This is a genomic window from Azospirillum sp. UFLA03-27, from assembly GCF_059803775.1.
In genome coordinates this window covers 1-1,471 of record NZ_JAUQTX010000488.1, presented here as the reverse complement: position 1 = coordinate 1,471, position 1,471 = coordinate 1, and the positions used below count along the sequence as shown (strand labels likewise).

The window sequence follows — 1,471 nt, the reverse complement described above, 5'->3', positions numbered from 1 at the left end:
GCAGCGTCAGATGTGTATAAGAGACAGCCCCCGCACCGCGCGTGGCGTACAGCCCCCAGGCGGAGCGCCCGCCATCGCGCCGGTCGTCGAACAGGTCGGGCGCCGCGCGGACCGGGCGGCCGAAAAAGCCGTCCACCCGCCAGGGGCCGGATTGCACGATGCCCGTCACCGCGTCGAAGGCGCGCGGCACGTTGGCGCCGTAGCGCAGGCTGATCAGCCGCTCCGACCCGTAGGCGAGCATCTGGCGCCCCGCCCGCAGCGTCCCCTGCGCGCCCCCCAACGGGACGGAGAGGTCGGCGAAGCCCTGCAGCAGGTCGGCGCGGTCCACGTCCGGCGCCCCCTCCGGCCCGAGCTTGCCCGCCGAGCCGGCCATGATCAACTGCCCGAAGACCCGCAGGGCCGGCCCGGCGCGCAAATCTGCGTAGGGCAGCAGGCGCCACAGGCCGTAGGCGTCGTTCCTCGGCTCGTCCTGCCCCCACCCGCTGTTGCGCACCGCCTCGCCGCGCAGCCGCGCCTCCAGACCGGTGGACAGGGAAACCGTGCCGCCGGGGGTGAGCGGGATCGCCTTGAACCGCTCCCAGAAGGCGCCACTCCCCGCCGCCGGGTCGAGGAGGTAGCGGTAATCCTCGTCGTAACGGCTGTTGGTCAGCGGCGGGGGCGTCTCCGAGAGGACCGGGGCGGACTGGAGCAGCAGAGCCGTAAGCACTACCGCGGCCAGCGCCCCGCGCCACCGCCTCACGAGGACCGCCCCGCGTGGTGCTCCAGCGCCAGGAAATGCGACACCCGCGGCGGCCCGTCGCCGCGGTGGAAGGCCAGCGCCTCCTTCTGCACGTCCGCGTCGGCGTTGGACACCCGGCGGTGCTGGCGCTGGTGCTCCGCCCAGGATTCGACGAAGAACCACTCCAGCACCCGCTCCGGATCGCCGGAGTCCTGGCTGACGCCCCAGGCGTAGGCGCCGTCCCGCCGCCGCGCCTCCGACAGGCGACGGAGCGCGGCGTGGAAGGCCTGCTGGTCGGCGGCGGCCACCCGATACTCGATGGTGATGAGCACCGGGCCACGGTCGTTGCGCACCGGCTCGGCGGTCAGCGGCTCCGGCCAGTGGTTGGACGGGGTCAGGTCGGCCTCGCCCTCCGGCAGCGGCACCGCGCGGGACAGGATCGCGACGGCGAGCAGGCCGGCGGCGCTGACCCACAGGGTGGCCGGCACGCCGATGGCGTCGGCCAGCGCGCCCCAGCCGAGGCTGCCCGCCGTCAAAGCGCCGTTGAACACGGTCAGGTACAGCGCCAGCCCACGCCCGCGCACCCAGTTGGGCAGGATGGCCTGGGTGGTGGCGCTCAGCGTCGTCAGCACGGCGATCCAGGCCGCACCGGCGCCGAGCAGGACCGGCAGGGCCAGCCAGCGCGGCGGGGCCAGCGCCAGGATGCCCATGACCTGTCTCTTATACACATCTCCGAGCCCACGAGACTATAAC

At 73.8% G+C, this 1,471-nt stretch carries 2 protein-coding genes; both read right to left on the bottom strand.

The genetic code is table 11. The features are described from left to right. On the bottom strand, positions 1-739 hold a 739-nt coding region (locus Q4I23_RS32625; protein ID WP_498528993.1), incomplete at its 3' end, for an alginate export family protein. Next, complete coding sequence (locus Q4I23_RS32620; RefSeq protein ID WP_498528992.1) at positions 736-1,446, bottom strand: MFS transporter; 711 nt, start codon at positions 1,444-1,446, stop codon at positions 736-738. The genes Q4I23_RS32620 and Q4I23_RS32625, both read right to left, overlap by 4 nt. Positions 1,447-1,471 lie beyond the last annotated feature (25 nt).